Origin of the sequence: Pseudogulbenkiania sp. NH8B, from assembly GCF_000283535.1 — a bacterium.
GTDB classification, from domain to species: Bacteria; Pseudomonadota; Gammaproteobacteria; order Burkholderiales; family Chromobacteriaceae; genus Pseudogulbenkiania; species Pseudogulbenkiania ferrooxidans.
The window spans coordinates 1,015,755-1,040,030 of the sequence record NC_016002.1; the positions used below are offsets into that span (position 1 = coordinate 1,015,755).

A 24,276-nucleotide genomic window follows, 5' to 3' on the forward strand; every position below is an offset into this window, starting at 1 on the left:
TTGCGGCAATGGAGATCGGTGCACCGATGCGCCATTTCCCCAGTGCTTTTGTAACGTCAGCGGCACCGGGCGTTGCAGGTCTAACCGAGCAACACAGCAACACAGACAAAATAAAGGGTCGAACAATGATGCAATCCATGTACAGTCATTCCTACCTGTTCGGTGGGAATGCACCGTTCATCGAGGAGCTGTACGAACAGTACCTCGCGGATCCGAACGGGGTGTCGAGCGAGTGGCGCAGCTACTTCGACAAGCTGGCACAGGCTCCGGGCGCCGCCGAGCGTGACGTGCCGCACCAGCCTATCCAGGAATCCTTCATCCAACTGGCCAAGAAGCCGGCACTGGGCCAGCGCAGCAGCGCGGCCACGGATTGGGAGTCGATGCAGAAGCAGGTCGCCGTGCTCAAGCTGATCTCGGCCTACCGCGTGCTCGGCTCGCGCCAGGCCAACCTCGATCCGCTCAAGCGCATGGATCAGGCCACCATCCGCGAGCTTGATCCGGCCACGCACGGCCTGACCGATGCCGACATGGCGGTGCTGTTCAATGCCGGCTCGCTGGTCGGCCCGAAGAAACTGCCGCTGTCCGAAATCCTGGCCCGTCTGAAGCAGACCTACTGCGGCAACATCGGCCTCGAGTACATGCACATCACCACCTCGACCGAAAAGCACTGGGTGCAGACGCGCTTCGAAGGTGACCTGTCGACCCCGCGTTACGACAGCGATAAGAAAAAGCGCATCTTCAAGCAGATCACGGCTGCCGAGACGCTGGAGCGTTACCTGCACACCCGTTACGTCGGTCAGAAGCGCTTCTCGCTGGAGGGCGGTGAATCCACCATCGCCGCACTGGATCACCTGATCCAGAACGCCACCAGCCAGGGCGTGCAGGAACTGATCATCGGCATGGCCCACCGTGGCCGCCTGAACGTGCTGGTGAACACGCTGGGCAAGCTGCCGCGCGACCTGTTCGCCGAGTTCGAAGGCAAGGCCATGACGCAACTGGCCTCCGGCGACGTGAAGTACCACATGGGCTTCTCCAGCGACATCCCGACCGCCGACGGCCCGATGCACGTCTCGCTGGCGTTCAACCCCTCGCACCTGGAAATCGTCAACCCGGTGGTGGAAGGTTCGGTTCGTGCCCGCCAGGATCGTCGTGGCGACAGCGCGCGCAACCAGGTTGTGCCGGTGCTGATCCACGGTGACTCGGCCTTCGCTGGCCTCGGTGTCAACCAGGGTACCTTCAACCTGTCGCAGACCCGCGGCTACGGTACCGGCGGCACCATCCATATCGTTGTTAACAACCAGGTCGGCTTCACCACCTCCGACACCCGCGACATGCGCTCCACGCTGTATTGCACCGACGTGGCGAAGATGGTCGAAGCACCGATCCTGCACGTCAACGGCGACGATCCGGAAGCCGTGTGCTACGTGATGCAGGCTGCGCTCGACTACCGCATGACCTTCCACAAGGATGTGGTGATCGATCTGGTGTGCTACCGCAAGCTGGGCCACAACGAGGGCGACGATCCGTTCCTCACCCAGCCGATGATGTACAAGAAGATCGCCAAGCACGCCGGTGTGCGCGCCATGTACGCCGAACGCCTGGTGGCCGAAGGCGTGCTGAGCGCGGAAGAGGCGGACGGTTTCATCCGCGCCTACCGCGACGCGCTGGACAAGGGCGAGCACGTCGAACAGACCGTGCTGACCAACTATCGCCGCGAACACGCGCTGGACTGGACCCCGTACCTGGGCACCCACTGGGCTCACCCGACCGACACCTCGCTGCCGCTGGCCGATATCCAGCGTCTGACCGAGAAGTTCACCACGGTACCGGAAGGCTTCAAGCCGCATCCGACGGTGCAGAAGGTGCTGAACGCCCGCGTCGCCATGGCCGCCGGCGAGCAGCCGGTCGACTGGGGCATGGCGGAAACGGTGGCGTACGCCTCTCTCGTGACCAACGGCTTCGGCGTGCGCATCTCCGGTGAAGACTCCGGCCGTGGTACCTTCTCGCATCGCCATGCCGTGGTGCATGACCAGAACCGCGAGCGCTGGGACCAGGGCAGCTACGTGCCGCTGCGCAACATGTCCGACAACCAGGGCGAGTTCCTGGTGATCGACTCGATCCTGAACGAAGAAGCGGTAATGGCCTACGAATACGGCTATTCCTGCACCGCTCCGGATCAGCTGGTGATCTGGGAAGCCCAGTTCGGCGACTTCGCCAACGGCGCCCAGGTGGCCATCGACCAGTTCATCACCTCCGGCGAAACCAAGTGGGGCCGTCTGTCTGGCCTGACCACCATCCTGCCGCACGGCTACGACGGTCAGGGGCCGGAGCACTCTTCCGCCCGTCTGGAGCGCTGGCTGCAACTGTGTGCCGAGCACAACATCCAGATCGTGATGCCGTCCGAAGCCGCACAGATGTTCCACGTGCTGCGCCGCCAGGTGCTGCGCCCGTACCGCAAGCCGCTGGTGATCTTCCTGTCCAAGCGCCTGCTGCGCTACAAGGACGCGATGAGTCCGGTCGAGACCCTGACCCAGGGTTCGTTCCGCCCGGTGATCGGCGACGCCGGCATCCAGGATCCGAAGAAGGTGAAGCGCGTGCTGCTGTGCGCCGGCCAGGTGTATTACGACCTGGCCAACGCCCGCAAGGAGCGTGAGCTGGAGCAGGACATCGCCATCGTGCGCATCGAGCAGCTCTACCCGTTCCCGACCGAGCAGGTCGCCGCCGAACTGGCCAAGTTCCCGGCGCTGAAAGAAGTCATGTGGGTGCAGGAAGAGCCGCGCAACCAGGGCGCCTGGTACCAGATCCGCCATCGTCTCGAGGGCCTTCTGGGCGCCAAGCAGACGCTGTCGTTCGCCGGCCGCCCATCTTCCGCCTCGCCCGCCGTTGGCTACATGAGCAAACACGTTGCCCAGCTCAAGGACTTCCTTGACGAAGCAATGACGCTGAACAAATAACACACCCTGACAGTGCACACGGGGGGAGGGCTCCCCCCGTCAACGGAGAAGACAATAATGTTGATCGAAGTGAAAGTTCCTCAGCTGCCGGAATCGGTTTCCGAAGCCACCCTGATGACGTGGCACAAAAAGGTCGGCGAGTTCGTCAACCGTGACGAAAACCTGATCGATCTGGAAACCGACAAGGTCGTACTGGAACTGCCGGCTCCGCAAGCCGGCGTCATCGTGAAACTGATCGAGCAAGACGGCGCCACGGTGACCTCGGGCCAACTGATTGCCCAGATCGACACCGAAGCCAAGGCTGGTGAGGCTGCTCCGGCTGCCGCTGCTGCGGCCCCTGCGGTTGCAGCTCCGACCGCTGCTGCCGCGGCACCGGGTGGCGCGGCCATGCCGTCCGCCGCCAAGCTGGCAGCCGAAGCCGGCGTGAACCTGGCCGACGTGAGCGGCTCCGGCCGTGACGGCCGTATCCTGAAGGAAGATGTGGCTGCCGCTGCTGCCAAGCCGGCTGCCGCTCCGGCCCAGTCCGGCCCGGTGGTGGCCCCGACCGCTCCGGCTGCCGGTGTCGCCCTGGCCTCCACCCCCGCCGTGAACGTGGCCAGCCTGACCTCCGGTCGTCCGGAACAGCGCGTGCCGATGTCGCGTCTGCGTCAGCGTGTGGCTGAGCGCCTGGTGCTCTCCCAGCAGACCAACGCCATCCTGACCACGTTCAACGAAGTGAACATGAAGCCGGTGATGGACTTGCGCAACAAGTACAAGGACCGCTTCGAGAAGGAACACGGCATCAAGCTGGGCTTCATGGGCTTCTTCGTGAAGGCTGCCGTGGCCGCGTTGAAGAAATATCCGATCGTGAACGCCTCGGTCGATGGCAACGACATCATCTATCACGGTTACTTCGACATCGGCGTGGCCGTGGGCAGCCCACGCGGCCTGGTGGTACCGGTGATCCGTAATGCTGACCAACTCTCCCTGGCCGAGATCGAGAAGCAGATCGCCGACTTCGGCAAGCGTGCCCAGGAAGGCAAGCTGACCGTGGAAGAGCTGACCGGCGGTACCTTCACCATCTCCAACGGCGGTACCTTCGGTTCGATGATGTCGACCCCGATCATCAACCCGCCGCAGTCCGCGATCCTCGGCATGCACGCTACCAAGGAGCGTGCTGTAGTCGAGAACGGCCAGGTGGTGGTGCGCCCGATGATGTACCTGGCGCAGTCCTACGACCACCGCATCATCGACGGCCGCGAAGCCGTGCTGAGCCTGGTGGCGATCAAGGACGCGATCGAAGATCCGGCCCGCCTGATCCTCGACCTGTAAGGTCTTGCCTGCCCGGGATCGAGCGTTCCCGGGCATTACGAATGTGCGTCGCCGTTTCTTGCAGAGACGGCGACACGGAGCCGGCCCAGGCAGTTTGCTTGGACCGGCCTCCGCGAAACAGGGGAATTCAATGAGTCAGCAGTTTGACGTCGTCGTCATCGGCGGCGGCCCCGGCGGCTACGTGGCCGCCATTCGCGCAGCGCAGTTGGGCTTCAACACCGCTTGCGTCGACGCCTACAAGAATCCGGAAGGCAAGCCTTCCCTCGGTGGTACCTGCCTGAACGTAGGCTGCATCCCGTCCAAGGCCCTGCTGCAGTCGTCGGAAAACTTCCACGCCGTGCAGCACGACTTTGCCAAGCACGGCATCACGGTGGACGGCGCCAAGATGGACGTCGCCGAGATGCTCAAGCGCAAGGACGGCATCATCACCAAGAACGCCGGCGGTATCGCTTTCCTGTTCAAGAAGAACAAGGTTGCGAACATCCACGGCCTGGCCAGCCTGAAAGGCCGCCAGGGCGAGCGCTGGGTGATCGAGGTCAGCGACAACGGTGCCGTGGTGGATACCCTGGAAGCCACCCACGTCATCATCGCCACCGGTTCCAACCCGCGTCAGCTGCCGGGTCTGCCGGTCGACAACCAGCTGGTGCTGGACAACGCCGGTGCCCTGGCGTTGAGCGCCACACCGAAGCGCCTGGGTGTGATCGGCGCCGGCGTGATCGGCCTGGAAATGGGCTCGGTATGGAAGCGTCTGGGCGCCGAGGTGACCATCCTCGAAGCGATGCCGACCTTCCTCGCCGCCGCCGACCAGCAGATCGCCAAGGAAGCCTTCAAGACGCTGACCAAGGACACCGGTCTCGACATCAAGCTGGGCGTGAAGATCGGCGAGATCAAGACCGCGGCCGACAGCGTCACCGTCAACTACGAGCTGAACGGCGAAGCCTTCAGCGCCGAATTCGACAAGCTGATCGTGTCGATCGGCCGCGTGCCGAACACCGCCGGTCTGGGCGGCGAGAGCGTCGGCCTGCAGATGGACGAGCGTGGCTTCGTGGTGGTGGATGACCACTGCCATACCAACCTGCCGAACATCTGGGCCATCGGCGACGTGGTGCGCGGCCCGATGCTGGCGCACAAGGCGTCGGAAGAGGGCGTGGCCGTGGCCGAGCGCATCGCCGGCCAGAAGCCGCACGTCGACTTCGGCGTGATTCCGTGGGTGATCTACACCTCGCCGGAAATCGCCTGGGTCGGCAAGACCGAAGAGCAGCTCAAGGCCGAAGGCATCGAGTACAAGAAAGGCACGTCCGGCTTCGCGGCCAACGGCCGCGCGCTCGGCCTCGGGCAGGCGCAAGGTACCGTGAAGATCCTGGCTTGCGCCAAGACCGACCGCATCCTCGGCCTGCACATGATCGGCCCGATGGTGTCCGAGCTGGTCACCGAAGGCGTGGTGTCGATGGAGTTCAAGGCGGCCAGCGAAGACCTGGCACGCATCGTCCACGCCCATCCGTCGCTGTCCGAAGTGGTACATGAGGCGGCGCTGGCGGCAGACAAGCGCGCGCTGCACGGCTAAAACGGTTTTCAGCCGGCGACGGTGTCAAGACGCTGTTGCGCGCACGGCGGGCGGATTTTATATTCGCTCAGCGCTTCGGAACCCTTATGTACTTGATGTACATTCCGGTTGCTGCGCTCCGAGCGCCTCGTCTTGTCTCTGCTCGCCGAGTCTGAACTCTCGTCTTGCGCTGGATTGATTGACCCATCCGCCCGTGATGCGGGCGGTAAATTTGCAGAATCCCAGGCATAGCAAGGTTGGCCGAAAGGCCTGCCGACTATCCACCGAAAGGAAACCATAGATGAACCTGCACGAATACCAAGCGAAAGAGCTGCTGGCCAAGTACGGCCTGCCGGTGCAACAAGGCATTCTGGCTCACTCGCCGGAAGAAGCCGCCGCTGCTTACGACAAGCTGGGTGGCAAGTTTGCCGTTGTGAAGGCCCAGGTCCACGCCGGTGGCCGTGGCAAGGCCGGTGGCGTGAAAGTGGTGAAGAGCCGCGAAGAAGCCGCCGAAGTCGCCAAGACGCTGATCGGCACCAATCTGGTGACCTATCAGACCGACGCGGCCGGTCAGCCGGTCAACAGCGTGCTGGTGTGCGAAGACATGTACCCGGTACAGCGCGAACTGTACCTGGGCGCCGTGGTTGACCGCGGTTCCCAGCGCGTGGTGTTCATGGTGTCCACCGAAGGCGGCGTGGAAATCGAGAAGGTCGCCGAAGAAACCCCGGAAAAGATCATCAAGGTCGAAGTGAACCCGCTGGTCGGCATGCAGCCGTTCCAGGCACGCGACTGCGCGTTTGCCCTGGGCCTCTCCGGCAAGCAGGTTGGCGAATTCACCAAGCTGATGCTGGGCGCCTACGAAGCCTTCGTCGCCAACGACTTCGCGCTGTTCGAAGTGAACCCGCTGGCGCTGCGTGAAAACGGCGAACTGGCTTGCGTCGACGGCAAGATCAACCTCGACTCCAACGCCCTGTACCGTCACCCGGAACTGCTGGCCCAGCGCGACAAGTCGCAGGAAAACGAACGCGAAGTGAAGGCTTCCGAGTTCGACCTGAACTATGTGGCCCTTGAAGGCAACATCGGCTGCATGGTGAACGGTGCCGGTCTGGCGATGGCCACCATGGACATCATCAAGCTGAAGGGCGGCCAGCCGGCCAACTTCCTGGACGTGGGCGGTGGCGCCACCAAGGAGCGCGTGATCGAGGCGTTCAAGCTGATCCTGGCCGATACCTCGGTGAAGGGCGTGCTGATCAACATCTTCGGCGGTATCGTGCGTTGCGACATGATTGCCGAGGCGATCATTGCTGCTGTGAAGGAAGTGAACGTGACCGTGCCGGTCGTTGTGCGCCTGGAAGGCAACAACGCCGAGCTGGGCGCCAAGATCCTGGACGAATCCGGTCTGAAGCTGACCTCCGCCCAGGGCCTGAACGACGCAGCCGAGAAGATCGTTGCTGCTGTCGCCGCCCTCTAATCACCTGCACCGCATAAGGATTTCAAAATGAGCGTATTGGTCAACAAAGATACGAAAGTGCTGGTGCAAGGTTTCACCGGCAAGAACGGGACTTTCCACGCCGAACAAGCGCTGAAGGTCGGCACCAAGGTCGTTGGTGGTGTGACCCCGGGTAAGGGCGGTTCCGAGCACCTGGGCCTGCCGGTGTTCAACACCATGAAGGATGCCGTACGCGAGACCCAGGCTGACGCCTCGGTGATCTACGTACCGGCAGCATTTGCCAAGGACTCCATCCTGGAAGCCGTGGACGCCGGCGTGAAGCTGATCGTCTGCATCACCGAAGGCGTGCCGACCCTCGACATGCTGTACGTGAAGAAAGCCGTCGACGAAGCCGGCATCCGCCTGATCGGCCCGAACTGCCCCGGCATCATCACCCCGGGCGAGTGCAAGATCGGCATCATGCCGTGGCATATCCATAACCCGGGCCGCATCGGCATCGTGTCCCGTTCCGGCACCCTGACCTACGAAGCCGTGGCGCAGACCACCGCCCTGGGCCTGGGCCAGTCCACGTGTATCGGTATCGGCGGCGACCCGATCCCGGGCACCAGCCACATCGACGCGTTGAAGCTGTTCCAGGACGATCCGGACACCGATGCCATCGTGATGATCGGTGAAATCGGCGGTTCCGCCGAAGAGGAAGCGGCCGAGTTCGCCAAGGCCTACGTGACCAAGCCGGTGGTCGGCTACATCGCCGGCGTTACCGCGCCGAAGGGCAAGCGCATGGGCCACGCCGGTGCCATCATCTCCGGCGGCAAGGGTACCGCCGAAGAGAAGTTCAAGGCTTTTGAGCAAGCTGGCATCGCCTACACCCGCAGCCCGGCCGAAATCGGCAAGACCATGTTCGAACTGCTGAAAAGCAAGGGCATGATCTAAGTCGTCACGACTGCCAGATCCAAGCAAAACGCCACCGGAAACGGTGGCGTTTTTTTATGGAAAAACGAGACCGGCGGGCTGGCCGTCGGCCCTTCTTTTCTAGATGGATTTTCCGGCCCTGCCGCGTCTGTCGACACAGGATGTCTACCCGCTTGCCGGGGGGCTGCGTGGCCAGGAGCCGGCGAGGTCATGGCAAGGGCCGGAAGCCGGGGGTCAAGTCTTGATCATGTCGTAGCCGAGCTTGACGATCAGGATGGCTAGCAGGCACAGGAACAGCATGCGGATGAACGCGGTGCCGCGTTTCATGGCGATGCGGGTTCCGACCCAAGCCCCCACCATGTTGCTGAGTGCCATCGGAGCGGCGACGCCATACAGCACCTTGCCGGTGGGGACGAAAAAACACAGTGCGGCAATGTTGGTGGCCAGGTTCACCAGTTTGGCGGAGGCGGAAGCCTGCAGGAAGTCGAAGGCAAAGCAGCGGATGAAGAGAAAGATCAGGAAGCTGCCGGTGCCAGGGCCGAACAGCCCGTCATAAAAGCCGATCGCCCCACCGACCAGCAGTGACAGCAGACGCTCGCGCCAGCCTATCGAGAGCGGGCGCCGCACCGCTCCGAAGTCCTTCTTGAAAAAGGTATAGAGCGCCATGGCGACGATGAGCACCAGTACCAGCGGACGCAGCACCGCCGTCGGTACCGCCGATACGGCGGCGGCACCCAGGAACGCCATGGCAAAGGCGCTGAAGGCGGCTGGCAGCACCAGGCTCCAGGGAATCGCTACTCTGCCGATGAAGGAGCGGGCCGCGAGCGAGGTGCCGCAGGCCGACGCCAGCTTGTTGGTACCGAGCAGTGTGGCGGACGGCACGGCAGGCAGGATGTTGAACAACGCCGGAATCTGGATCAGGCCGCCACCACCGACGGCGGCATCGATCAGTCCGGCACAGAGGGCAAAACCGCATAGCAAGGTCAAGGTCAGCATGGTATCGCTCTGAACGAGGTGATGGCATGGCCCCGGCGGCAAGATGCCAGGAACCGATTGGCGGCGAGTATAGAAGAGCAGCCCGGATTGTGTTGCAATATCGTGTTGCGTTAATTGCAATGAAAGAGGGCCGATGCAGCTACCCTTGCTGTGGGAAATCAGTGTGTTCTGTACCGTGGCTGAAAAGCGCAGCTTTGTCGCCGCGGCCCGGCTGTTGGGGCGCTCTCCCAGCGCCGTGACGCGGGCGATTCAGGCCTTGGAATACGAGGTCGGCAGTACTCTGCTGCAGCGCTCGCAGAAATTGGTGAGCCTGACCGCGGCGGGGGAGAGTTATTACACCTACGCCAGGCAGATGCTGGATTTGCAGGTGGAGGCTCAGGAGGAATTGGCCGGCCTTGGCGCGGCGGCGCAGGGCTGGATACGGTGTGCCGCACCGGAAAACCTCGCCATCGGCGTGTTGCCGGGAGTGATCGCCGAGTTCGCCACCCAGCACCCCGATGTGCGCATCGATGTGCGTTTCAGTGACGAACTGCTGGACCCGATCCGGGAAAAGCTGGATTTTGCGATACGCGGGGCATTTCCCCAAGACAGCGAACTGATCGGTTTCCCCTTGTGGGATTACCGCCGTCATCTGTTTGCCAGCCCGGACTACATTCGCCGGCGTGGGCTACCGGTATTTCCCGACGAACTGGTGGAGCATGAGCTTATCGTGCACACAGCGCCTCGCATCCTGAAGGACTGGTATTTCGTCTCGGAGGGGAGGCAGTTCCGCAGCAAGGTAGAGCCCTGCTACCGTTTCAATTCGGGCGTCGCGGTGTATCAGGCGGCGCGGCATGGCGTGGGGATTGCCCGATTGGCCAGCTGGCTGGCGGCGCCGGCGGTCAAGGAGGGGGCTCTCGTCAAAGTCTGCCCGGATTATCGGGTGACCTCTTCCCGTGGCCAGGATCCGCAAATGCATGCTGTCTATGCGACCAGCGGGCAGCCCAGGCGGGTTAGGCTGTTTCTGGAGTCGCTGCGCGCCTGGGCGAGCAAGGCCGATTCTCTCTTGTAAAGCCTGGCTCGCCCGTCTTTCATGGGAAGGCGCCGCCCTGGAGGGCGGGAGCGCTGCTGCCTGGAGGGGCAAGCCCCGGTCTCCTGGCACCCGCCTTGTTCAATGCGGGCGGCTCCATTCGCCCTTGCTGCTGAACGGCAGCGTGCCCAGGCCGTTTATATCTTGCAGCTGGCCGTTGATTTCATAGTCCAGCGTGCTGTCCGGGTGTTCCAGCAGGCGACCGACCTGTTTCAGCCAGTGGCGGGTGCTGGTGTGCAACTCGACCTTGACCAGGCTTTCGCTCAGCGCCGCGACCTGGATCGCCTGGGGGCTGACCCCGCGTGCCAGTTTCTCGCCGCCGACGGCGACGTCGAATACCAGCCCTTTCGCCGAGAGGGCGTAGTTGTTCGGGTTCTGCAGCCGCAGGGTGAGGGTGAAGGTCTGCTCGAACAGCGTGCTCTTGCCGGGCTCGATGTCGGCGATCGACACCTGCGGCTTTTGCCAGGAGAGACTCGAACAGGCGGCCAGCAGCAGGCTGAGCAACAGCAGTTTCAGGATTTTCATCGTGCTTCCTCGTCTATTCCAGGCTACCCAGCATGTCACGCGACATCTGGATCCAGGCGCGCGCGGCGTGTGAAAGATAGACATCCTTTTGCCAGATCAGTGCCAGGTGCCAGATGATCTCCTTCTCGTCGAGCGGGATGACGTCGAAGGGGCGCCCGTACAACCGGGCCGCCACGCTTTCCGGCAGCAGCGCGATGCCGAGGCGGGCTTCCACCATGGCGGCGATGAAGTCCCAGTGGGCACTGCGTCCGGCGATATGGATGGTTTTGCCCAGGCGGCGAAAGCCTTGGCTGACCAGGGTGGAGAGCGAGAAGTCCTCAGGGTAGAACACGATCGGCTCGTCGGCGATGTCGGCGAGTTTGATGTTGCGTTGGCCGTGCCAGCGCGACTGGTCGGGGGCCACCAGGCACAGGCGGTCACGCACGAAGCTGAAGGTATTGAACACCTGGCGATCGACCGGCAGCACCGCTACGCCGATTTCCAGTTGGCCGGAACGGATGTTGCTCTCGATCGAGCGCGCACCGTATTCGACCATTTTCAGTTCGACGTTGGGGTAGTGAGCGCGGAACGAGCTGACCACCGGCGCGAAGAAGGCGCCGCCGACCATCGGCGGCAGGCCGACGATGAGCTCGCCGCGGGTCAGCGCCGAGAGGTCCGACAGCTCTGTTTTCAGGCGGCTCATGGCGGCCAGCACATCTTGTCCGCGCTCGTAGGCGACCTTGCCGGCGTCGCTCAGCTGGAAGCTGCGTCCCTCGCGGATGATCAGCGGCACGCCGAGTTCTTCTTCCAGGTGCTTGACCATCTTGCTGATGGTCGGCTGGGTCACGAACAGGGCATCGGCGGCGCGGGTAAAACTTTGACGGCGCACTACTTCAATGAAATAACGCAGCGCTTTGATGTCCATGTTGGTGCATTCCGTTAGTGAATGGTAACGATAATTTTAATTCATTTCTAGAATGGATTAGGGCTCACTATACTACGAGCTCTCCCTGTGTGTTGTGTGTGTTGTGCAGCAGGAGGGTGTGTGGGGTTGGCGCAGAAGACTGTCGCTGATCTTCCTCCTTGCTGTGAGTCGATACCTGCCAGCGCTGTTGCTCGTCTGGGGCATGCTTCAGACGGGCACAGCCTGGCAAGGTTAGACTTGAACGAATGTTGTTCTGGCCCCATGTTTGGGGACAGGACGGGTGGCATAGCCACCCTGGATCTGTGCATTGCCGCCTTGCGGCAGTGTGGTCAGGTTCCGCAGGGCGCTGCTTTGCGGGCGTTTTATTGTAGTTCCTCCATTACTGAGCGTTTTTAAGGCCGACTATTCGTCGGCCTTTTTTTTGCCCGCCGCTGGCGAAAACAAAAAACCGGAGGACACGCCTCCGGTTGGATTGTCATGCCGGATGCGGCGATCAGCTGGCTTTCGGGTTGATCAGGATTTCCACGCGGCGGTTCTTGGCGCGGCCTTCGGCCGTGGTGTTGCTGGCGATCGGCTGGTTCTGGCCGTAGCCGACGGGGTTGATACGGCTGCCGGCGACGCCACGCGATTGCAGGAAGCCCGCGACGGACTGGGCTCGGCGCTGCGACAGCGTCTGGTTGTAGGCCACGTTGCCGGTGTTGTCGGTGTGCCCGGCGACGGTGATGGTGGTATCCGGGTACTGGGTCAGCACGTTGGAGACATCGGTCAGCGCCGTGCGTACGGAAGGCTGCAGCTCGGCGCTGTTGACGGCGAAGGTGATGTTGTCCGGCATGGTCAGCTTGATCTGGTCGCCGACGCGGTCGACGCCGACTTGGGTGTTGGCCAGCTTGTCGCGCAGCTGTTTTTCCTGGTAGTCCATGTAGGCACCCACGCCGGCCCCGACGATGCCGCAGCCCAGCGCCGCGTTGCGTGCGCCCTTGCTGCCGTGGGTGGCGGCACCGGCAATGCCACAGGCGGCGGCGGCGCCGAGGCCGTACATGGCGGTCTTGCTCATCTGGCTTTGGCCCGTCTGCGGGTTGGTGGTGCAGGCGGCGAGGCCGACGCTCAGGGCGACGGCGGCGGTGAGCAGGGTTTTCGAGTGTTTGAACATGAGTGCCTCCACGGAGTAACAGTCGGGAATCGGGACAGGTGTGCGCGTGGCGTGACCTGGGGGTGATGGCAGGGGGGGGGGCAGCCGCTAGCACGGGACGACCGGTTTGCCGCGGCGCTGCCTGGGGCCAACTTGGGCGGGATTATAGACGCAGGGTTGCCGTGAATCCCGGCGTCTTAACAATTGTTAAACAATCACTTGATTAGCGTAACCCGGGTGCGAGCCGCGCCTGGGTCCTGGCCTGGACTTAGACCAGGCTCGGCGGACTGTCGAGAACGGAGCGCTCGCCGGTCTGCAGCCGCCACAGCGCAGCGTAGCTGCCGTTTTGCGCCAGCAGGCTGTCGTGGGTGCCGGACTCGACGATGGTGCCGTGCTCCATGACGTGGATGCAGTGGGCGTGGCGTACGGTGGACAGGCGGTGGGCGATCACCAGGGTGGTGCGGGTACGCGAGATGACGTCGAGTGAGCGCTGGATGGCGGCCTCGGTTTCGTTGTCCACCGCGCTGGTGGCCTCGTCCAGCACCAGGACTGGCGGATTCTTCAGGATGGCGCGCGCCAAGGCCAGGCGCTGGCGCTGGCCGCCCGACAGTTTCTGGCCGCGCTCGCCGATCTGGGTGTCGTAGCCCTGCGGCAGGCGTTCGATGTAATCGTGTGCTTCCGCCGCCTTGGCGGCGGCCACGATCGCCTCGCGGCTGACCTGGCCCAGGCCGTAGCCGATGTTGTTGGCCACGCTGCCGTCGGTCAGGAACACGTCCTGGCTGACGTAGCCGATGGCGCGGCGCAGGTCGGTCAGGTCGAGCTGCTGGATGTCGTGACCGTCGAGGCGGATCTGTCCGGTCTGGGGCTGGTAGAAGCGCAGCAGCAGTTTCACCAGCGTGCTCTTGCCGGAGCCGGTAGCGCCGACGAAGGCGACGGTCTGGCCGGGCTCGATGGTGAGCGTGACGTCCTGCAGCGTGGGGGCGTCGGCGTAGGCGAAGGACAGTGCGTCGAATTCCAGCCGTCCGGCGACGTGTTCCGCCGCAAGATGACGGCCCTCGTAGGGGATGGTCTGGGGCGTGGCCAGCACCCCCAACACGCGCTCGATCGAGGCCATCGAGCGCTGGTACAGGTCGGCGATGTCGGCAAGCCCGGTGAGCGGCCACAGCAGGCGCTGGGTCAGGTAGACCAGCACCGAGTAGCTGCCGACACCGATTTCGCCGTGGGTGGCCATCCAGCCGCCGTAGACCAGGGTGGCGACGAAGCCCGCCAGGATGGCCATGCGGATCACCGGGGTGATGGCGGCCGAGAGCTGGATGGCGCGCGCGTTGGTGCGGCGGTAATGCTCGCTGGCGTCGTGAATGTGGGCGGCTTCGAACTCTTCGGCGGTGAAGGCCTTGATGGTGGCGATGCCAAGCAGGTTGTTGTTGAGGCGGCCGTTGATGACGCCGGCGGCCTCGCGCACCTCGGCGTAGCGCGGTGCGAGGCGGCGCTGGAACCAGAAGGTGCCGTACAGGATCAGCGGCACCGGCAGGAGCGAGATCAGCGCCAGTTTGGGCGCCAGCAGGAAGAACACCGCGCCGACCATCAGCGAGGAGCAGAACACCTGGATGATGCTGTTGGCGCCACCGTTGAGGAAGCGCTCCATCTGGTTGATGTCGTCGTTGAGGATGGCCATCAGCTTGCCGGTGCTCTTGTTCTCGAAGTAGGCGAGTGGCAGCTTCTGCACATGGCGGTAGGCGTCCAGCCGCAGTTCGTGCTGCAGGCTTTGCGCCAGGTTGCGCCACTTGACCTCGTACAGGAACTGGAACAGCGATTCACCGCCCCAGATCAGCACCGTCAGCAAGCCCAGCAGCAGCAACTGCTGCATGGTGTCGGTAATGCCGAAGCGCGCCAGGAACGAAGCTTGCTTGTTGACCACCACGTCGACGGCGACGCCGATCAGCACCTCGGGCAGGATGTCGAAGAACTTGTTGAGCACCGAGTACAGTGCGGCGAGGCGGGCATCCCGCCGGTACTGGCGCGCGTAGTCGAACAGTCGCGAAAGGGCGTTCATGGTATCGTCCGGGGAGCGGTAGACAGCGATTCTACTGCAGTACATAACAGATAGATAATGACCCAGGGAACACAGAAAATGACTGAAACGAGCAATCATCCGACGCAGCGCGAGCTGGTGATGTCGGTACTGATGATGCCCGATATGGCGAACTTCTCCGGCAATGTGCACGGCGGCGTGCTGCTGAAGCTGCTGGACCAGGTGGCCTACGCCTGTGCCAGCCGCTACGCCGGCTGCTATGTGGTGACGCTGTCGGTGGACCAGGTATTGTTCAAGCAGCCGATCCACGTCGGCGAGCTGGTGACGTTCTACGCCAGCGTCAACCACGTCGGCCGCACCTCGATGGAAGTCGGCATCAAGGTGGTGGCCGAAGACATCCAGCAGCGTACGGTGCGTCACACCAACAGTTGTTACTTCACCATGGTGGCGATGGAGCAGGGCAAGCCGGCGGCGGTGCCGGCGCTGTCGCTCGATACCGAGACCCATCGCAAGCGCTTCCGCGACGCGGAGATCCGCAAGCGCATGCGCATGGAGGCCGAGGCGCGCATGAACGAAGCGTTGTCCTGAGCAAGACTGAAAACCAGAGGCCGCTTCGCTGTTAGAATCGGCCTCTTTTTCATGGTGAGTGCGCCGTGTTCGACCTGATTGCCACCGATCCCCGTTTCTACGTCATCGCCAAGCATCCCGGCGTGAGTTTTCATCGTCAGGGCGACGAGGCAGGGCTGATGGAGGCACTGCGCGCGCAATTGGCCGATGACGCCTTGTGGCCGGTGCATCGTCTTGACCGGCTCACCTCGGGGCTGTTGCTGGTGGCGCGCTCGGCCGAGGTGGCGTCAAGGTTGGCCGAAGCCTTCGCCGCGCGCGAGATCGAGAAATATTACCTGGCGCTGTCGGACCGCAAGCCGCAGAAGAAACAGGGACTGGTGCGGGGCGATATGATCAAGGGCCGCGGCGGTGCCTGGCGTCTGCTGCCGTCTTCGGCCAACCCCGCCATCACCCAGTTCTTCAGCTTTTCGCTGGCGCCGGGGCTGCGGCTGTTCATCCTGCGCCCGCACAGCGGCAAGACGCACCAGCTGCGCGTGGCGCTGAAAAGCCTGTCGGTGCCGATCCTGGGCGACGAACTGTACGGCGGCACGCCGTCCGACCGGGGCTATCTGCACGCCTACTCGCTGGCGTTCCACCTGGATGGCGCACGCTTCCACTTCGTCTGTCCGCCCCAGCACGGTGCGCAGTTCCTCTCCGAGGCGTTGCAGGCCGCTCTGCAACAACCGGAGCGGCAACCCGAGGCGCTGCCCTGGCCGGTTCTCAACTCCCCAGCCTGAGCGGCTGGGCGAAGCGTTCCAGAACGATGTCGTTGCGTTGGCAGTCTTCCTGGAAGGCGGCGCTGGCCAGATAGCGGTATTCCTGCTGTCGTGCCGCGCCGATCGGGTCGCTGCTGTCCTCGGCCGGCAGCCCCGGGTGGCACATGATCAGGCCGCCGTCTTGGCAGCGCTGCAGCCAGCGCCGCATCAGACCGGGAAAATCCGCCTCCGCCGTCAAGGAGTACAGCCCGCCGAACCAGCCTGGCGTGCTCAGGCCGCGATGGCGGGCAATGCCGGTGAAGCCGGCGCACAGCGCCTTGAGCACCATCCCCTTGCCCGGGCTGTCGCCGCTGTCGCCGAGCCGGTCCGGTGCCCGCAGATAGGGTCGAGCCCGGCCGTTCCAGCGCAGCGCCACGGCTTCGAGCAGCGCGTCGCGTACCACCGGCAGGGCATGCACGTGCTGGTGGCCGTCTAGGTAGTCCGGGAGCCGGCCAAAATGCTCGGCGAAGGCGTCGATCTGGCGCAGCAGCGTAGCGCGCAAGGCCGGGCGCGACAGCAGACGGAGCTGGCTGTAGAGCAGCCAGTGGCCGAGCGGCCGCGCGCTGTCGTCGAACGGGTGGGTCAGGTTGCAGTGCAGGCCGATGTCGGCATCGGGGGCTCGCTGTGCCAGTTCACCGGCCAGCGCCGGCCACAGCGGCGACAGGCTGAACACGCTGGTGGCGCTCAGGCGGCGGCGTTCCAGGAGCTCGAGAATCCCTTCGCTGATGGCGGGCGACTGGGCGAAATCGTCGGCGCACAGGGTCAGTCGGCGGCTCATGCCGGATGCTTCCCGGCAAAGGCCCACAGCTTGCTCAGCGCGAAGGTGAACACGGCCACCAGCACCAGCACCAGCAGCAGGGCGCTGCGGTAATCCAGCGCGGTGAAGCGCAACAGCACGAAGTACAGGGCCTCGTTCAATCCGAAGCTCAGGCTGGCCACGCCGAAAAAACGAGGCAGCGACTGGCGGTGCGGGACATGGTGGGCCTGGAAGGTCAGCCGGCGGTGTCCCCAGTAGCTGATCTGGAATGCCAGCAGAAAGGCGGCGACATTGGCCGCCAGCGGCGGCAGGCCCAGCGGCACCAGCCACAGGCTGACGATGACGAAGTGCGCCAGCATGGCGCTGACGCCGACGCAGCCGAATACCAGCAGTTCACGTTTCATGGTGCGGGGCGTGTTCCTTGTCGGCCGGGGAGACGATACGGCTGATCAGGTAATTCGGACGCTGCTTCACTTCATCGAAAATCCGTCCGACGTATTCGCCTAGGATGCCAATCGAGAGCAACTGGATGCCGCCGAGGAAGGTCACCGCGACCGCCAGCGTCGGCCAGCCGTGCAGCGGGTTGCCGTAGACCAGGGTGCGGAACACCTCGTAGAAGGCGTAGCCGATCGCCACCAGCGAAATGGCGCTGCCGACCAGGGTCCAGATGCGCAGCGGCATGGTGGAGAACGAGGTCAGTCCGGTCAGCCCGAGATCGAGCAGGCGCTTGAAGTTGAAACTGCTCTGGCCCGAACGGCGGGCGTTGGTATGGGTCTCCAGCCCGAGCCGGGTGAAGCCGACCCAGTTGTACAGCCCTTTCATGAAGCGGTCGCGCTCCGGCATGGCGCGCAGGGCGTCGAGGATGTTGCGGTCGAGCACGCGGAAGTCCTGCGTGTTTTCCGGAATCTTCAGCCGAGCCCCGGTATTCAGCAGGGTGTAGAACACGCGGGTAAAGCAGCGCTTCGCCAGGCTCTCGCCTTCGCGGCTGGAGCGTACGCTGTACACCATGTCGTAGCCGCGGCGCCAGTGCGCCAGGAATTCCGGCACCAGCTCGGGCGGATGCTGGAAGTCGCCGTCGATCAGCACCGCCACATCCCCCCCGGCCTGGTTGACCCCGGCGGTCAGCGCGATCTCCTTGCCGAAGTTGCGCGACAGCTGTACCAGGGTCACCGGTAGCGGGGCCGTTTCGCTCAGCACTTTTTCCACGGTGGCATCGCGGCTGCCGTCGTCGACTACGATCAGCTCATGGCGATAGCCATGCTCCTTGAGCAGTCCATGCAGTGTCTGCAGCAGTGGCACGATGTTCTCGGCCTCGTTGTAGGCCGGGATGATGCAGCTTACCAATGGATCAGCGGGGCGCTCGGCCGCGTGCAGGCCAAGCAGGTAGGGAGGAACGATCTCTTCCTTCATGTCGGGCTCCGGAGAGGCTCAGTGGCTGGCGCAGCAGATCGTGGCGGCTGGTGTTCGCGCAGCAGCAGGGTAACGTCTTTCATGTTGCGGAAGCGGCCGATCTCCTCGAAGCCGGCCCGTACTGCCGGCGGCAGCTCCGCGACTTCCTTGGCGTCGACGGCGATGTAGTCGCGCGTCGTATTGTGCAGCAGCGCCTCGAAACGTGCCGAGTCGGTACTGCTGCGGGCGCGGCCGGCGGAATAAAACTCCGCGGAAAACTCGCGTCGGCGGTCCCAGTACAGCAGCTGGCTGTCCGGGCTCGGCTGTTCGTGCTGCCATGCTTCGATCAACCGTTTCTGGCTGCGTCCGACCGCCTCGGGCCGCAGCACGAAGGCGGCGGTGGCTGCCAGCGCGATCACGGCGCTGACCAGACCCAGGGCCGGTAGCCAGCGGCCGCGCTGTGGCAGGTCCGCACGTTGCCACAACTCGGCAAACAGCAAGGCAAAGCCCGGCAGCATCGGCATCGAATAGGGCCAGATGATGTTGCCGGAGAGGCTGAAGAACAGCAGCGTCATCACGGTCCACAGGGAGGCGTACAGCAGCCAGCCGTCCTGGTCGCGACACAGGGCCGGCAGGCGGCGGCGCTGGCGTACCAGCCAGGGCAGCATCGCCAGCGACCACGGCAGCAGGGCGGCCACGGTATAGGGCCAGATCATGCCGTGCGGGGTGGCGTGGGCGAAGCCGTAGCGGTCGCCTTTCCAGCCCGGATCGAGGAAGCGGGAGACGTGCTCGCCCATGATGAAGTAATTCAGGAAGCCCGGGGTGCGGTGTTCCGCCAGCAGGTACCAGGGCGCGGCGATCAGCAGCGTGAGCACGAGACCGCCGAACCAGGGCAGGTGCTGCCACAAGGGTTTCCATTGCTTGCGGACGATCACCCACAGCCCGATCGGCATCGCCGCCAGCACGATGGCGACCGGCCCCTTGGCCAAGAGGCCGACCCCCATGCCGACGAAGAACAGATAGCCCCAGCGCCGGCTACGCTGCGCCAGCGCATGCCAGAAGGCGGTCTGGATCAGGGTGACGGAGAACATCAGCGCCGGGTCGGTCATCACCGTGCCGGCCGCGAGGAAGAACAGCAGGCCGCTGGCGAGTACCAGCACGCAGGCCAGAGCGGCATCGCGACCGCTGCGTGCGGCGGCTAGCGAGGCGGTCAGCGCTACGGTCCCGATGGAGAGCAGCAGGGCGGGCAGGCGTGCCGCCAGCTCGTTCACCCCGAACACTCCCATGAACGCGGCAGACAACCAGGTGGAGAGCGGCGGCTTGGCCCAGAACGGGATCTGGTAGTCGTGCCACAGCGTCACCCAGTTGCCGGTTTCCAGCATCTTGCGGGCAATCTCGGCGTAACGGGCTTCGGTGGTGTCATTGAGCGGGATCAGGGCCATGGCCGACAGGCGCACCACGATCAGCGCCAGCAGCACATAGAAGGCTTGGCGCTGCCAGCCGGGTCGAGAAGTGGGTTTCATCCTGTATTTCTGGTGTCGTCCGGGTACTGCCTGGGCAGGTCGGCCCGGCAGGATTTGTGTGTTTTGAGAAAGCGCAATTCTACCCGATGTTGGCGTCATTCCCTTAAGGAATCCTGACGATGATACAACGCCCCTAGGGGCCGATAGCGATCTGCGCGGCCGTTTTCCTGCAACGCTTGCCGGAGCAGATGGAGTGGAGTAGTCTCGCCTGGCCATCCGGCAATGCTTTTCAAGGTGCTACTTCCATGAACACGTTGGCTTGCTTGACCCGGGCAGGGGCCAACCGCAATAGCCTGCCCATGAATTGGTACACCCTCGACGTCGTCCTCGCCGACGACTTCCCCCGCGCCTGAGTTTCTCCGCCGCCGCTCGGTGGCATCCGTCTTTTCCCCGTATACCGTTTAAACTGAAGACAGAGGCTGTCGCTCTCGTCGCGTCTGGCGTTGTTGCGCCCGCGGCCGGCCGACAGCCGGGAGACTCTCATGGCACGTCGCATTCCCGAACCGTTCCGCATCAAGATGGTGGAACCGATCAAGCAAACCACCCCCGAACAACGCCATCAAGCACTCGTGCAGGCCGGCTGGAATCCCTTCTTGCTGCGCGCCGAAGACGTCTATATCGACCTCCTGACCGACAGCGGCACCGGTGCGATGAGCGACCGGCAATGGGCCGGGCTGATGATGGGCGACGAAGCCTATGCCGGCAGCCGCAATTTTTACCACTTGGCCGATACGGTCAGGGAGGTGTTCGGCTACGCGCATACCATTCCGACCCACCAGGGGCGAGGGGCCGAGCAGATTTTGTTCCCGGAACTGGTCAAGCGCGTCAAGGGCACGTCGCCGGTGTTCCTGTCCAACTACCACTTCGACACCACCAAGGCGCACGTCGAGATCGCCGGTGCCCGCGCCATCAATGTGCTGACGCCGCAGGCCTTCGATACCGAGACCGCTTACAACTGGAAGGGTGATTTTGACCTGCCAAGGTTGGCCGAAACGATCGCCGAGGTCGGTGCCGACAACGTGGCCGGGCTGATCGTCACCATCACCTGCAACAGTGCCGGCGGCCAGCCGATGTCGATGCACAGCATCCGCGAAGCCAGCAAGCTGGCGCGCGCCCACGGCATCCCGGTGATCATCGACGCGGCGCGCTTCGCCGAAAACGCCTGGTTCATCCAGCAGCGCGACCCTGATTACGCCGGCCATGCCATCGCCGACATCGTGCGTGAGATGTTCAGCCATGGCGACATGTTCACCATGTCGTCGAAAAAGGACGCACTGGTCAATATCGGCGGCCTGTGCTGCTTCAAGGACGATATCGAGCTGTTCCACGCGGTGCAGGTGCGCTGTGTGCCGATGGAAGGTTTCGTCACCTACGGTGGCCTGGCTGGTCGTGACATGGAGGCCATGGCGCTGGGGCTGAAGGAGGGCATGGACCAGGACTACCTGAGCTACCGGATCGGCCAGGTGGCCTACCTGGGCGAGCGGCTACGCGCGGGCGGCGTGCCGATCCAGACCCCGACCGGCGGACACGCGGTGTTTGTCGACGCGAAAAAGCTGTTGCCGCATATCCCGGCCGATCAGTTCCCCGCCCACGCGCTGGCGTGCGAGCTGTATCTGGAGGGCGGCATCCGCGGTGTCGAGATCGGCTCGCTGCTGCTCGGGCGCAATCCCCAGACCGGCGCCCAGGAGCCGTCGCCATTCGAGCTGCTGCGTCTGACCATTCCGCGCCGGGTGTATACCAATGACCACATGGACTACATCGCCGACTGCCTGATCGACGTCAAGCGGCGTGCCGCCTCGATCCGCGGCTTGTGCTTCGATTACGAGCCGCCGATTCTGCGCCACTTCACTGCGCGGCTGCGGCCGGTTTGAGGCTGGAATGAAAACGGGGAGCCTGGCTCCCCGTTTTTTTGATCTGGCACAGCGCTCAGCGTGCCACCGGCTCGGCGCTGATTTCCACCGTGGCACTGGAGCCGTCCAATACCCGGCGTGGCTCCCGGCTGGCCAGGCGCAGCTCGCCATCGACGAAGACCCGTGCCTCCACGACGTAGCGCCCATCGGCCTGGATGGCGTGGCGGTCATAGCACAGCGAGAACCCGGCGGGGAAGGTGGGGGGCTGTTCCAGGTATTGTTCTGCCAGAACGCGCGGCGGAGCATCGCTGTGACTGACATCGAGCAGGGTGACACGCACCATGCTGCCAGTGCGCTCGAGCGGGCCGCCCGCCAGCGACACGGTGCCGTTGAGGTAGGCGGGCGTATAGCCGCCTTGCGTGGCGCAGCCGCTCAACACCAGTGCGGCCAGTCCCAGCAGGGCGTGTCGACGCTTCATCTCAGTTCTCCACCGGAGTCAGGGCAGGGGTGCCGAGCAGAACCTGGTTGCCTTCGGCCGAGCGCCAATCGCCCTGCACCCGCCACTGCTTGCTCTTGTCTTCCAGGTGCAGATACCAGTGGTTGGCCGGCGCGGGCTTGACCGTGCCCTGGTAGACGTTGTCGCTGAGGCGGTGAAGTGTGATGTGCTGATCGAAGTCGTCCTGGGCGGGGTGCAGCAGTTGCAGCTCCAGCTCGGCCGGCAGCGGCTGCTTGCTGCTGGTGATGACGCGCACCTGGCGCATGTCGTCACTGAACAGAACCTGGGCCGACAACCCCATGGCCTTGGCCACCTCATCGCGATGCAACTGCTTGTTGATTTCCTTGCCTTGCTGGTAGTAGTCGTCCACCACCATGCCGTCGTCGCTCTTGATCGCGATGCCGAAGGTGACGAAGGCCGCGATCACGACGATAGCGGGGCCCGCCATCAGCAGCCATGGCCAGCGCTCCCGATACCAGGGACGCGAAACATTGAGGGCCTTCTGCATCTCTTATTCTCCGATGAAACTTGATTTTTCTTCCACGCGCAGCGCCTGATCGTCGGCGGACTGGATCACGAAGTGGATTTCGTGGCTGCCCTTGGTGGCGTATTGCGGGTCGGCCTCGACACGTACCGGCACGGTTTCGGTTTCGGTGCCCTTGACCGTGATGATCGGCTTGTCGCTTTCCAGCTTGATGCCCGGCAGGCCCTCGACTGAGAGCTGGAAGCGCTGGGTTCGTTCCGAGACGTTGATGATTTTCACGCTATAGCTGTTCTCCAGCCAGCCTTCGTCGGTTTCTCTGACCAGCGAGGCGCGGTCACGGATAATGTCCACCTTGAACGGCTTGCGTTGCGAGAACGAGACGACGGCAGCGATCAGAATGGTGAGTAGAAGCAGCGAGTACAGCACCACGCGCGGCCGTTTCAGGCGCGAGACGATCTCCTTCTCGCTGTATTTGCCTTCCAGGGCATTTTCCGTGGTGTAGCGGATCAGGCCACGCGGGTAGCCCATCTTGTCCATGACCTCGTCGCAGCCGTCGATACAGGCGGCACAGCCGATGCATTCGTATTGCAAACCGTTGCGGATGTCGATGCCGACCGGGCAGACCTGCACGCAGATACTGCAGTTGATGCAATCGCCCAGCCCTTCGCTGCGCGGGTCGAGGCCTTTCTTGCGCGCGCCACGCGGTTCGCCGCGCTTCTCGTCGTAGGAAATGATCAGCGTATCGGCGTCGAACATGACGGCCTGGAAGCGGGCGTACGGGCACATGTACTTGCACACCTGCTCGCGCATCATGCCGGCGAACAAATAGGTGAAGCCGCCGTAGAAGAACATCCAGAACGTTTCCCACGGACCGTAATTGAAGCCCGGCGCGGCGGCGACCAGATCCCGGATCGGCGTGAAGTAGCCAACCAGGGTGAAACCGGTGACCAAGGAGAACAGCACCATCAGCGTATGCTTGGTGAACTTGATGCGGAACTTGGTGAGGTTCATCGGCTGCTTGTCGAGCTTCATGCGCTTGTTGCGGTCGCCTTCAACCCATTGCTCGATCCACAGCATGATCTCGGTGTACACCGTCTGCGGACAGGAATAACCGCACCACAGCCGACCCGCGATGGTGGTCCAGGCAAACAGACCGAAGGCGCTGCATATCAGGAGGGCGGCGAGATAGACGAAGTCCTGCGGCCAGATGGTCAGCCCGAACAGGTGGAACTGGCGGTTGACCAGGTCGAAATGCACGGCCTGGCGACCGTTCCACATCAGCCAGGGAATGCCGAAGAAGACGAGCTGAGTGCCCAGCACGAACACGATGCGCCAGTTGTTGAACAGGCCTTTGACGCTGCGCGGATAGATTTTCTGACGCTCTTCGTACAACGACACTTCCGTGGTGTCCTGTGCCGCATTCTTCTGCGTGGCACGTTGCTCCACCTTGATGGGGATATCTTTCAGTGATTCGGGCATCGTGATTTCCTGCGAAAAGATTTTGGGAAAGCGGTGTATACCGATTTGCCGAAAGCTTCTATTAAAAATTTTATATTATGTTTGCATGCTAAGCATTGGTGCCAAGCAATAC

General features: G+C 63.5%; 21 protein-coding genes. 9 read left to right on the plus strand and 12 right to left on the minus strand.

Annotation, left to right across the window (positions count from 1 at the left end):
* Positions 1–125 precede the first annotated feature (125 nt).
* The 5 genes from NH8B_RS04905 to sucD all read left to right on the plus strand — a co-directional run bounded on the left by NH8B_RS04905 (position 126) and on the right by sucD (position 8,191).
* Positions 126–2,954, plus strand: a complete 2,829-nt coding sequence (locus tag NH8B_RS04905; RefSeq protein WP_041702834.1) for a 2-oxoglutarate dehydrogenase E1 component — start codon at positions 126–128, stop codon at positions 2,952–2,954.
* A 57-nt stretch (positions 2,955–3,011) separates the two neighbouring features.
* Positions 3,012–4,265, plus strand: coding sequence for a 2-oxoglutarate dehydrogenase complex dihydrolipoyllysine-residue succinyltransferase (gene odhB, locus NH8B_RS04910; protein WP_014086290.1), 1,254 nt, complete (start codon positions 3,012–3,014; stop codon positions 4,263–4,265).
* Positions 4,266–4,395: 130 nt separating this feature from the next.
* Entirely contained in the window at positions 4,396–5,829 is a 1,434-nt protein-coding gene (gene lpdA / locus NH8B_RS04915) for a dihydrolipoyl dehydrogenase (protein ID WP_008953134.1), read from the plus strand.
* A gap of 280 nt (positions 5,830–6,109) precedes the next feature.
* On the plus strand, positions 6,110–7,279 hold the full coding sequence (gene sucC, locus NH8B_RS04920) for an ADP-forming succinate--CoA ligase subunit beta (protein WP_008953133.1): 1,170 nt from the start codon (positions 6,110–6,112) through the stop codon (positions 7,277–7,279).
* 27 nt (positions 7,280–7,306) lie between these two features.
* Positions 7,307–8,191, plus strand: a complete 885-nt coding sequence (sucD, locus tag NH8B_RS04925; RefSeq protein ID WP_014086291.1) for a succinate--CoA ligase subunit alpha — start codon at positions 7,307–7,309, stop codon at positions 8,189–8,191.
* 213 nt (positions 8,192–8,404) lie between these two features.
* Here the strand turns inward: sucD and NH8B_RS04930 are convergent, their stop codons facing one another.
* Positions 8,405–9,166 (minus strand): sulfite exporter TauE/SafE family protein, encoded by a 762-nt coding sequence (locus NH8B_RS04930; protein ID WP_014086292.1) that lies wholly within the window; start codon positions 9,164–9,166, stop codon positions 8,405–8,407.
* Positions 9,167–9,311: 145 nt separating this feature from the next.
* Between NH8B_RS04930 and NH8B_RS04935 the strand changes: the two genes are divergently transcribed.
* A complete protein-coding gene (locus NH8B_RS04935) occupies positions 9,312–10,217 on the plus strand; it encodes a LysR family transcriptional regulator (protein WP_232503525.1) in 906 nt (301 codons plus the stop codon).
* Between the two features lie 99 nt (positions 10,218–10,316).
* Here NH8B_RS04935 and NH8B_RS04940 read toward each other — a convergent pair whose 3' ends face one another.
* The 4 genes from NH8B_RS04940 to NH8B_RS04955 form a co-directional block, all read right to left on the minus strand.
* The gene (locus NH8B_RS04940; RefSeq protein WP_014086294.1) at positions 10,317–10,760 is read right to left on the minus strand and encodes an LEA type 2 family protein; all 444 of its coding nucleotides are present in this window, start codon (positions 10,758–10,760) and stop codon (positions 10,317–10,319) included.
* Positions 10,761–10,773: 13 nt separating this feature from the next.
* Positions 10,774–11,664, minus strand: a complete 891-nt coding sequence (locus NH8B_RS04945; protein WP_008953128.1) for a LysR family transcriptional regulator — start codon at positions 11,662–11,664, stop codon at positions 10,774–10,776.
* Positions 11,665–12,157: 493 nt separating this feature from the next.
* Positions 12,158–12,814 (minus strand): OmpA family protein, encoded by a 657-nt coding sequence (locus NH8B_RS04950; RefSeq protein WP_008953127.1) that lies wholly within the window; start codon positions 12,812–12,814, stop codon positions 12,158–12,160.
* Between the two features lie 247 nt (positions 12,815–13,061).
* Positions 13,062–14,846: an ABC transporter ATP-binding protein gene (locus NH8B_RS04955; RefSeq protein ID WP_014086295.1), complete on the minus strand. Its 1,785-nt coding sequence runs from the start codon at positions 14,844–14,846 to the stop codon at positions 13,062–13,064.
* Positions 14,847–14,924: 78 nt separating this feature from the next.
* Here NH8B_RS04955 and NH8B_RS04960 point away from each other — a divergent pair, with 78 nt between their 5' ends.
* Both NH8B_RS04960 and NH8B_RS04965 read left to right on the plus strand, forming a co-directional pair.
* On the plus strand, positions 14,925–15,413 hold the full coding sequence (locus tag NH8B_RS04960; protein ID WP_008953125.1) for an acyl-CoA thioesterase: 489 nt from the start codon (positions 14,925–14,927) through the stop codon (positions 15,411–15,413).
* Between the two features lie 65 nt (positions 15,414–15,478).
* Positions 15,479–16,168 (plus strand): TIGR01621 family pseudouridine synthase, encoded by a 690-nt coding sequence (locus tag NH8B_RS04965; RefSeq protein WP_014086297.1) that lies wholly within the window; start codon positions 15,479–15,481, stop codon positions 16,166–16,168.
* Here NH8B_RS04965 and NH8B_RS04970 read toward each other — a convergent pair.
* Genes NH8B_RS04970 through NH8B_RS04985 form a run of 4 tightly spaced genes read right to left on the minus strand, consistent with a single transcriptional unit; the run spans position 16,152 to position 19,855 of the window.
* Positions 16,152–16,964 (minus strand): ChbG/HpnK family deacetylase, encoded by an 813-nt coding sequence (locus tag NH8B_RS04970; RefSeq protein WP_014086298.1) that lies wholly within the window; start codon positions 16,962–16,964, stop codon positions 16,152–16,154. The genes NH8B_RS04965 and NH8B_RS04970 overlap by 17 nt on opposite strands.
* Positions 16,961–17,347: a GtrA family protein gene (locus tag NH8B_RS04975; protein ID WP_008953122.1), complete on the minus strand. Its 387-nt coding sequence runs from the start codon at positions 17,345–17,347 to the stop codon at positions 16,961–16,963. Before NH8B_RS04975 ends, NH8B_RS04970 begins: the two co-directional genes overlap by 4 nt.
* Positions 17,337–18,353, minus strand: coding sequence for a glycosyltransferase family 2 protein (locus NH8B_RS04980; protein WP_008953121.1), 1,017 nt, complete (start codon positions 18,351–18,353; stop codon positions 17,337–17,339). Before NH8B_RS04980 ends, NH8B_RS04975 begins: the two co-directional genes overlap by 11 nt.
* The gene (locus NH8B_RS04985; RefSeq protein WP_014086299.1) at positions 18,350–19,855 is read right to left on the minus strand and encodes an ArnT family glycosyltransferase; all 1,506 of its coding nucleotides are present in this window, start codon (positions 19,853–19,855) and stop codon (positions 18,350–18,352) included. The genes NH8B_RS04980 and NH8B_RS04985 overlap by 4 nt, the downstream gene beginning before the upstream one ends.
* A gap of 482 nt (positions 19,856–20,337) precedes the next feature.
* Between NH8B_RS04985 and NH8B_RS04990 the strand changes: the two genes are divergently transcribed.
* Positions 20,338–21,726: a tryptophanase gene (locus tag NH8B_RS04990; RefSeq protein WP_008953118.1), complete on the plus strand. Its 1,389-nt coding sequence runs from the start codon at positions 20,338–20,340 to the stop codon at positions 21,724–21,726.
* A gap of 55 nt (positions 21,727–21,781) precedes the next feature.
* On the opposite strand, the gene NH8B_RS04995 is transcribed toward NH8B_RS04990, so the two are convergent.
* The 3 genes from NH8B_RS04995 to ccoG are packed head-to-tail and all read right to left on the minus strand — an operon-like array spanning position 21,782 to position 24,164.
* Complete coding sequence (locus tag NH8B_RS04995; RefSeq protein WP_014086300.1) at positions 21,782–22,183, minus strand: YbaY family lipoprotein; 402 nt, start codon at positions 22,181–22,183, stop codon at positions 21,782–21,784.
* 1 nt (position 22,184) lies between these two features.
* Complete coding sequence (locus NH8B_RS05000) at positions 22,185–22,709, minus strand: FixH family protein (RefSeq protein ID WP_014086301.1); 525 nt, start codon at positions 22,707–22,709, stop codon at positions 22,185–22,187.
* Positions 22,710–22,712: 3 nt separating this feature from the next.
* Complete coding sequence (gene ccoG / locus NH8B_RS05005; protein ID WP_014086302.1) at positions 22,713–24,164, minus strand: cytochrome c oxidase accessory protein CcoG; 1,452 nt, start codon at positions 24,162–24,164, stop codon at positions 22,713–22,715.
* Positions 24,165–24,276: the final 112 nt, after the last annotated feature.